This window comes from Arthrobacter sp. P1_B3 (assembly GCF_056406615.1).
In genome coordinates this window covers 1-8,183 of sequence record NZ_JBFTZV010000050.1, presented here as the reverse complement: position 1 = coordinate 8,183, position 8,183 = coordinate 1, and the positions used below count along the sequence as shown (strand labels likewise).

The window sequence follows — 8,183 nt, the reverse complement described above, 5'->3', positions numbered from 1 at the left end:
GAAGTATGCAGCGGCTTTTTTCAGGAACGCAGCCTCCGCACGCAGCTCCTGGTTCTCCCGCTCCAGCTCCATCAGCCGGGCCCGCTCCGAGCCTGTCAGCGGAACCTCGGTGCCCGTGGTGTCGTGTTCCTGCCGGTACTTCTTCAGCCAGTTACGCAGCGTCTCGGCACCGACCCCGTACGAGTCGGCGACGGACTTGATTGTTTTCGAAGTCGAGACGACTTCCTCGCACAGCTGGTCCTTGAACTCCTGGCTGAACCGGCGACGTGATGCAGGCATTCTGCACATTCCTCATTTCAGTAGTCCCCCGATTTTAAGGGGGTCCACTGTCCGAGAACTCCGTGGCGGCCCACAGGGATGGCCGGAGCCCTGCGACGGACAGCACTGGACCCAACAGCCGGCCGCGCCAGCGGACGCCCGAACGGGTGCGAGCCCTGTAAGCAGGCTCTGCCCAGCTCTTCCCAAGATCCACGCATACGACCCGGGGTGGCGGTTTTCAGTCTGTTCGTGTCCTCTGTCAGGACCCGCGGCCGGTGCGGAGGGACGCCCCTCCGGCAATCCCGCATCACTGCCCCGCCCGCGCTACGCGTCCCGTTCCCCGGAAGGTATGGGCGATGGGGCACGTGTGTCTGGATGACCGTCTTATAGGCTTTTCCTTCCGGCAGGCTGTTGTCGGGGATATTCTGGGGAAACCAGCAGCGCGAGCGGGCCGGTGATCATGGCTCGTTGGGGGGTTGTATAGCTTCATTGGCAGCCGCCCTGCAGTGGCAGGGCTGGAGGCCTTCCGGTTAGGAGTTGCCTTGAATTCTTCAATGACGAGACCACCCAACCGTTCTGGCGGCGGGGTTCAAAGGACGTTCGGCGTCGAGGAGGAATTCCTGCTCGTCGATGCCACGACGGGCCAGCCCGTACCCGCCGCGGAAGCGTGCTTGGCCAAGGCCCCGCAGCGCCCTGAAACCAGTGGCGGCCCATTCTTGGCTTTGGAGGTCCAGCAAGAGCAGCTTGAGGCCGTTGGCCCTGTCTGTTCCACGCTGCAGGAAGTGATTGCGGGCGTCCGAGAGGGCCGGCGGCTTGCCGATGAGGCGGCCCGTTCGGTGGGCGCACGAGCGGTCGCCGTGGCCACCAGTCCCGTCCCGGCCACTCCTACCCTCGTACCGCAGCCCCGTTTCCTGAGCATGGCAACACGGTTCGGTTTGACGCTCCGGGAGCAACTCACCTGCGGCTTCCATATTCATGTCCGTATCACCGACGGTGAGGAAGGGGTGGCAGTCCTGGACCGAATCCGCGTCTGGTTGCCCGTGCTGCTGGCGCTCAGCGCGAACTCCCCTTTCTGGCAGGGTGCCGACACCGGATACGCAAGCTTCCGCTACCAGGCTTGGACCCGCTGGCCGACCGCCGGGCCCTGCGAAAGGTTCGGATCAGAACGGGAATACCTCCGGTACGTGCAATCCCTGCTGACAACGGGCGTACTCCTCGACGAAGGCATGGTGTACTTCGACGCGCGCCTCTCCCGGAACCATCCGACGGTGGAGGTGCGCATTGCCGACGTGTGCATGGAGGCCTCACATGCGGCCGCGATTGCCGCGATGGTGCGGGGACTCGTTGAACGGGCCGCCCAGGAATGGCGCGCCGGGATTTCTGCGCCCCGCCTGTCCGCCGGTCAACTGCGCCTGGCGGCGTGGAAGGCAAGCCAATCAGGAGTCGACGACACCCTCCTGCACCCCCTGTTGAACATTCCATGCCCGGCCGGAGAAGCGGTCCAGGTCCTCCTCTCCCATATCCGGCCAGCCCTGGCCGACAGCGGGGACGAGGAGCAAGTGACCGCGGAAGTGGCCCGGATCCTGTCCTCCGGCACAGGTGCGCGCCGACAGCGCGAGATCATGATGAGCACCCAGAGCCTGCCCGCCGTGGTGCTCGAGGCCGTCGGACACACCCACGGGACCGCCCCGGCCCCGCATCGCCGGTCCCGGCGCCTGCAAACTAGCTGACTGACCCGACCGTACAGCCACGACAGCGTTCGGTGGACGCCCTATTGGGTGCGGGCCCGCGAGCATGCACCACCCTGGGCTCTCCCCGGGATCGTGGCGGGCTCACCAGCTTTACGGAGCCGGGAACGCCGTTCCCGGGATCCGGGGTTCTTAAGTCCGGCCGGGCAGCAGGTGGGGTCCCATCCGGTCGGTCCGGGTCGCGGTGAGTGCGTCGGCAAGCCGCCGGACGTCCCTTGCCCGCACTTCGTCTGTGGGTGGCACGGTGTAGGACTCGCTTGTGCAGGTCAGCAGCGCTGCCGTGACCTCCGCGATCAGAGCCGGGGATGGGCTAAACCGGTATCCGCCGTCGGCAGGGTCTTCAGAAGAATTCAGCGCCCTGGTGATGAACACGGCGGCCTGAGTCCTGCTCGCCATGCCGAGTTTCCTCAGAACGGTTGAGGTCAGATTCTTCACGGTCTTTTCCGCCAGCGACATCTCCTGGCTGATCTGGCGGTTGGTCAGCCCTCTCCCCAGTCGGATGGCGGTATTCATTTCCTGTCTCGTGAGGGTCAGGAGTCTCCTATCCAGGGACTGGGTTGCGGGCCCGACGAGCGGGGTCTGGAACCGGCCGCTGTACGCGGTGTGCCCGGCCAGGGCGCGGCGGATGAGCCTGAGCTGTTCGCTGCTGCCATCCTGTTTGGACAGGCACCCCCACGCGCCGGCCAGAATGGAGTTGATCAGCAAGGCTTCATCGGCATCTCCGGTCATCAGCAGGCACCGGATGGTCGGGTCCGCCGCCGCGATGGCCCTGCACACGTCGGCACCGGAACCGTCCGGAAGATCATCGTCAAGGATGACCAACTCCGGGCGGAGGGCAGGGATTCGCCGGAATGCTCGGTGCGCGGACCCTGATTCTCCGGCGATGCTGAGACCATCGGACTCCAGCAGATGGCGCAGGCCCCGTCTCACGACCTCGTGGTCGTCCAGCAGATATACGCCCCGGCCGGCCAAAGGGTGCTGCGGGTGGATTTTCGATTCAGCCACATCGCCATGAAGTTCCTTCGCATTTAAGGCACCGAAGGCGTGCTGGATGATGCCGTCCGGTCCCCATCCAGCGCGCATTCATGCGCACGCTGCCCGACAGACCCCAGAGTAAACCGATAGTGGGTCTCTGAAGGTGTCCCGCAGACAACCGGTGTCGCAACCTCAGGCCGCCGCTAGAGGCCCGTCGCGAAGCATGGCCCAGAACACGCTCAGGCGGCGTCGGGCGCTCTTGGACGCTGCGCGCTGCTCCGATGGCGCTCATGACCCCGTGGTTCGAAGGTGTCGGCCGAGGATTTCAGCGCGTTTCCTGACAGCGCCAACGTAATCGATGAAAGCCTGCTGCGTGTCGGACACGAACTCCCACAGCAGCAGCCCGCAAAGCGGGCCAGTGAACTCTTCTTTTACGAGCAGGTGCGTCATGCCGCCCAGCGGTTCAAGCCTGAAGGTGCGCACCCCGGTGAGCAGGCCCAGAGGCAGGCCCTGGGTCCAGGTCATCACCTCGCCGGGCATCTGCTGGACGCGCAGCCGGAAGGTGCGCTCCCCTCCGATGTGAGTTCGGATTCTGATGGTGCCACCGTTGCGCAGCTCGCCCCGGATGCGCGTGATGCCGGATTCCCAGACGGTGAAGTTCCGTGCATCGGTGATGACGTCCCAGACAGCGGAGCTTCGAGCGTTGATCAATGTCTCAGCCTCGACGGAGCGCATGGACCTAGCTGGTCCCGCGCTTGGAGGGCGCCGGGTTGTCGGCACATGGTTCGTCGACAACAGCCCGCAACCCGAGGCATTTGCAGCGGGACCGGCCCGCCGCTGCGACCATTCAGGCTGCGGCCGGCCCTCATGACCGATGGCGCCGGCCTGGCGCAGCGCCGGGTTCTGGACGCCCCTGACGCTGCAGCCCTCCGCCGCCGACAGGTCGTGCATCACCGGCACGACGTTCCTTGCTGATTCTTCGGACAACAGGCTCTCCCTTTCAAAACGGAAGTACGAACCGGACACCAGCCCGGCTCCCAGCACGCAGCCAGAGACCATTTGACGGTTCACGCCCCTCAGCCTCCGACCGCCGAATGGGACATCCAGCGACAGCCCGGGAGGTGTTGCGCTGAATGACACCGAACTCCAAGCGAGGACTAAAACAACGCTGCGTCCAGGGTCATTGCGTCTGCTGCCTCGCGGTACCGGGTCCCTGGCGCTCTCAGACCAGTGCTTTGCTCTTGATCCTTTCAAATTCGTCAGCGCTGATGGTTCCAGAGTCCCGAAGGGCCGTGGCTTTGGTGATCTCCTCGCTTGGACTGGTTGTCGCGACGCTGCGGATGTACGCATCCGAGGCCTCGTGGTGCGCCCGCGCCCGATCCATGGACCGCTCAGCCATGCCCTTACCCCGGGCAATGAGGTACACCAGCAGACCCAAGAAGGGCACGAAGGCCAGGAAGAGGATCCAGAGGGCTTTCCACCAGCCACTCAGCTTGTCATCGCGGAACAGGTCGCCGATGACGGCGAACAACACCCAGAGGAAGGCGACGAATGCATACACGAAGAAGAACCACCAAAAAATATCCCAAAAGTTTTCCCAGAAACTCATGTCAACTTCCCTGCTTTCGATAGGAGCGGTGTTGTAGGGGACTGCAGCCTGGGCAGACCGAGGCTGGCTGCAGGCCAGCCCGGAGGGGCCTTGAGGTCAGCATTTGGTCGCCGTCTGGAGGTCACTGACCGCGGCCTGGACGTTGGCGGCGTCGTCCCGCAGGGAGGCGGCCGCCTGGGTCAGGGTGGCGTCATTCGGGACGGCTCTGACGGCTGCGTCGAACTTGTTTTCGGCCGTTTTTACGGCGTCCATCTCGTCTTTGGCTACGTCCTGGCTGGCCTTGACCAGGTCGTCGTAGGTCTTCGCGACCTGTTCCCGTGCCGATTTGATCTGTTCTATCGTGGCACCAGGTTTAAGTGTCTGTTTGAAATTTGTCAGGGCTCCGGCGAAGGCGCTGGCAGCAGCGCATGCTTGTGAAACGTTCTTCTCGGCTCTGGCGCTGCTGACGCTGGTGCCGGGGGTGGAGGGGCTGCAGCCCGTGAGCAGTGCGATGGCTGCCCCGGCTGCGATCGATCCTGCAAGGATCGGGTGTGGTCTGGACACTGGAGGCCCCTTTCCGAAATGGATTGCGGCAGGGAACCCTGCCACACGCAAGTCCGACCATTGTCTGCCCGTACCGCGGGTGTGGGCCTCATCCGGGGAAGGTGATGCGTAGTGCCAGCACCCGGAATCCCACGGCGCCCCGCCACGAAATGGCCGCCAACCGCGGGACCTCGTACCGACAGTTGGCTGCAGTAGCAGATCCCGGCCATTCTGGGCTGACCGTCCTTCAAACAGAACGGGGTGCTGGTCAGCCGGCCCGGCGCTACCCGGGGATCCGGCACTCCTCGGCCATGAGGTGCCAGGCCTTGCCGGTAGTGCTGACCGTGAGCGCGTACGTACCCGGATTCAGCGTGACGCCGGTCATCCCGGCACGCGCCTTGTCAGGGAAAGAACTGTAGGGCCGGCCCCTTCGCCGGTTGAAGGTAGACGCCGGTAGGCCCGGTATAGGCGTACTCGATGTGGAGCTTGCCGGTGACGGTCACGACGGGGCCCGCGGGTTTGGTGCCGGCGGCCTCCGCGACAGTGATCCACTCGTTCATCGGTGCCGGCGGCGCCGGGTTCAGCAGTCATTCATGGCAGTGACGGTGGCGGTGAGGGTCCCGGTGACAGGAGCCGCGATGGCGCAGAACACCGCACCCCGAGGGCGGAGGCCAAGACGGTCGAAGCCATACGCAGGCCGCGGCGCAGGGAGTCGGTGCCGGCGGCCAACGGCATGGAAGCACCGTCAGCGGCGTATTCCTTGGTGATCCGGAACAGGTCAGAGAGCCACCAGATCCCAAACCCGCCGGGCGTCAGCAGGCCGGCGGAGGAAGGACCGGTCCGCGCCGGTGACACCCAGGAGCAATGCCAGCAGCCAGGCGGTGCGCATGGAGCGCATCAGCAGCAGCCCACCTTCGAAGAATGCCTATACTGCCCGTCGGGGGGCACATTCCGATTCTCGAACAGCCACGCGGGGATGCCCACGGTCTTTCGGCGCACGTGGAACGCCGCAAGTGCCCTGATTAGGCGGCCATGGATGGCGCCCCGGCGGACACGCGGATGAAGGTGTTGCCGTCACGGAGCACGGCCCAAAGGACGTTCAGGCGGCGCCGGGCCACGGCAAGCATCGCCTGGATGTGAGATTTGCCGTCGGTGCGTTTGCGGTCKTAATAGGTCCGTGAGGCGGCAAGGACATGACGAGAGTTTCCCAGGAGTTCCGGCCGCCGACCGGGATGAACATGAGGATTTGATCCCCAAGTCGCAGCAAGTCATGCAGTTCCAAACGCTCCCAGCCATGAAGGTGTCCCCAGCAACACCGCTGTCCACGTCAAAAGAAGGAGCCGCCAGACAGCAACGGCCACCAACAAGAATGGGCCCGCAGGGGCCCATAAGAGGAGATTTGTACACATTCAGAGGCTCACAAGCCCCTGAACAGGGAAAACACGTGCCCGAGGTGGGACTCGAACTGCATTCCCTCCCCTGCAAACACTGGGCTCCCGCGGAAACATGCGGAATCCGGGCCAGTCCGGCCCCAGTACGACTCGATCCGCAGCCCAAAGTGCGCACAATGTACACACGCCAAATTGCCCAGTTCAAGGGATTGCGGCCCCTCTCCCCAATCCGGGGTGCAGCTGTTCTGTATTCTGCGCTCGGAGCCGTCCGGAACGGAATTACGGTCAGCCGCAGCATCAGGCGCCTCTGCCGCGGCGGACAGAAGATCCGTCATCGGCGTTCAGGAACGACGTATGGCGCGGGTCACCGTCACGGGCTGCCTGCCTTCTATTTGCAGCACCGTGACATGAAGGCGCCGCAGTCGCTGGGATGAATTTGCCCAACTTCGCCGTTCACCAGGACGGCAGTGCCGGCACCGGGCCGTCCATTTCAACATGCTCGGCGTCCCCACGCGCCAACCACTGGAGCAAGCCCTCACGATCAGACACAACCCGCAGGGCGCCGTTGCCAATGACCCACTCGTCACGCTCTTCGGTCACCAGCGTCATTCCCGGGGCGCCCTTAGCCCGCAAGGACCGCACCACAGCTTCGAGGGCATTCAAGAGCGAATCCGGGTCCGCCTCCTCGATGGTCCAAGCGGTGCCGAGGTCTTGGTGATGCACCACCACCTCGGCAATTCGAAGCGCCACGATGGATGTGGCGGGGAGGCCCTTGCCGTTCACCTGGACTTCCGGGGCCGCGAGGTCCCCGCCCAGCCGCAGGGCCTGTTCGGCAAAGTTTCGGGCAGACTCCCGGAGTTCCCCAATGAGCTCCTGACGGGGAAGGGCGGCGACGGCCGAGATCGCTTGCGAGCGGGCTTCGCGTGATGCATATAGGGGCCGCTCCTCGCCGGAGGCAGCCCATTCGATGAGGTTTACCAGTGCCCGGCCGCTCGAAGCAACGTGGGCGATGACATCGGCCCGTGTCCACCCCTCGCACAGTGAGGCGACGGTCATCTCATCGTCGGACAGGGAATCGACGGTGGCCAAGAACATCTCGGTTTCCCTGCCCAGGCGGGACAGGTCCGAGTGCAGGCGTGCGGCGTTGATCATCCTGCCAGCCTATCCGCGGGCCCGGGGCCGAACCACTCTTAGGTGCCTGCTGGTCGATATCCAGATCATATGGATTGAGACGGCACCTTCGCTGCCCGATGCTCCCCTGACGCCTTGCACCGCGGGGAACCACATATGTGGCGCTTTGATACTTCAGGAATATGAATCCCACCCGGGCAGGAACCCGGGTATTTGCCGTATATGGCTCACGTCACACCTCTGTAAGGCTGGGACGCAGCTGGAGGACGGCCGCCTCGTCCTCCCGAGGCACAGCCCCTCCACATACTGTCCAGAGAGGACTTGGGACCATGACACAACCACAAACCGTTATCGCCGAAAATCCGCGAAAGGAGGCCCGCACGGCCAACTGGGTGGCATTGATCATCTGCACCGCCCTCGTGTTCGACGGTTACGATCTCGTCGTTTACGGCACAGTGCTACCCGGGTTGCTCGCGGACCCCAGCCAAATCGGGTCGTTTGATGCAGCCGCAGCCGGCCTTCTCGGTTCATGGGCCCTCATCGGAGTAC

At 64.4% G+C, this 8,183-nt stretch carries 8 protein-coding genes and 2 pseudogenes; 2 read left to right on the top strand and 8 right to left on the bottom strand.

What is annotated here, in order from left to right; all coding sequences use genetic code 11:
* A partial coding sequence (locus tag AC1D2F_RS23535; protein WP_476967873.1) for a transposase occupies positions 1 to 279 on the bottom strand: 279 nt, incomplete at its 3' end.
* Between the two features lie 533 nt (positions 280 to 812).
* Here AC1D2F_RS23535 and AC1D2F_RS23530 point away from each other — a divergent pair.
* Entirely contained in the window at positions 813 to 1,988 is a 1,176-nt protein-coding gene (locus AC1D2F_RS23530) for a glutamate--cysteine ligase (RefSeq protein ID WP_476967872.1), read from the top strand.
* A 150-nt stretch (positions 1,989 to 2,138) separates the two neighbouring features.
* Here the strand turns inward: AC1D2F_RS23530 and AC1D2F_RS23525 are convergent, their stop codons facing one another.
* From AC1D2F_RS23525 to AC1D2F_RS23495, 7 genes and pseudogenes are all read right to left on the bottom strand, one after another.
* Positions 2,139 to 3,011, bottom strand: coding sequence for a response regulator (locus tag AC1D2F_RS23525; RefSeq protein ID WP_476967871.1), 873 nt, complete (start codon positions 3,009 to 3,011; stop codon positions 2,139 to 2,141).
* 258 nt (positions 3,012 to 3,269) lie between these two features.
* Positions 3,270 to 4,121, bottom strand: coding sequence for an SRPBCC family protein (locus tag AC1D2F_RS23520; protein WP_476967870.1), 852 nt, complete (start codon positions 4,119 to 4,121; stop codon positions 3,270 to 3,272).
* 82 nt (positions 4,122 to 4,203) lie between these two features.
* Positions 4,204 to 4,590, bottom strand: a complete 387-nt coding sequence (locus tag AC1D2F_RS23515; RefSeq protein WP_476967869.1) for an SHOCT domain-containing protein — start codon at positions 4,588 to 4,590, stop codon at positions 4,204 to 4,206.
* A 96-nt stretch (positions 4,591 to 4,686) separates the two neighbouring features.
* Positions 4,687 to 5,133, bottom strand: a complete 447-nt coding sequence (locus AC1D2F_RS23510) for a hypothetical protein (protein ID WP_229992295.1) — start codon at positions 5,131 to 5,133, stop codon at positions 4,687 to 4,689.
* 380 nt (positions 5,134 to 5,513) lie between these two features.
* Positions 5,514 to 5,672, bottom strand: coding sequence for a hypothetical protein (locus AC1D2F_RS23505; protein ID WP_229992294.1), 159 nt, complete (start codon positions 5,670 to 5,672; stop codon positions 5,514 to 5,516).
* Positions 5,673 to 6,134: 462 nt separating this feature from the next.
* A pseudogene (locus AC1D2F_RS23500) lies at positions 6,135 to 6,296 on the bottom strand (IS110 family transposase); the annotation flags it as partial.
* A gap of 660 nt (positions 6,297 to 6,956) precedes the next feature.
* Positions 6,957 to 7,655 carry a maleylpyruvate isomerase family mycothiol-dependent enzyme gene (locus AC1D2F_RS23495; protein WP_476967868.1) on the bottom strand — a complete coding sequence of 233 codons (699 nt, stop codon included), beginning with the start codon at positions 7,653 to 7,655 and terminating at the stop codon, positions 6,957 to 6,959.
* A gap of 308 nt (positions 7,656 to 7,963) precedes the next feature.
* On the opposite strand from AC1D2F_RS23495, the pseudogene AC1D2F_RS23490 reads away from it, so the two are divergent.
* Positions 7,964 to 8,183 (top strand): annotated as a pseudogene (locus AC1D2F_RS23490) (MFS transporter); the annotation flags it as partial.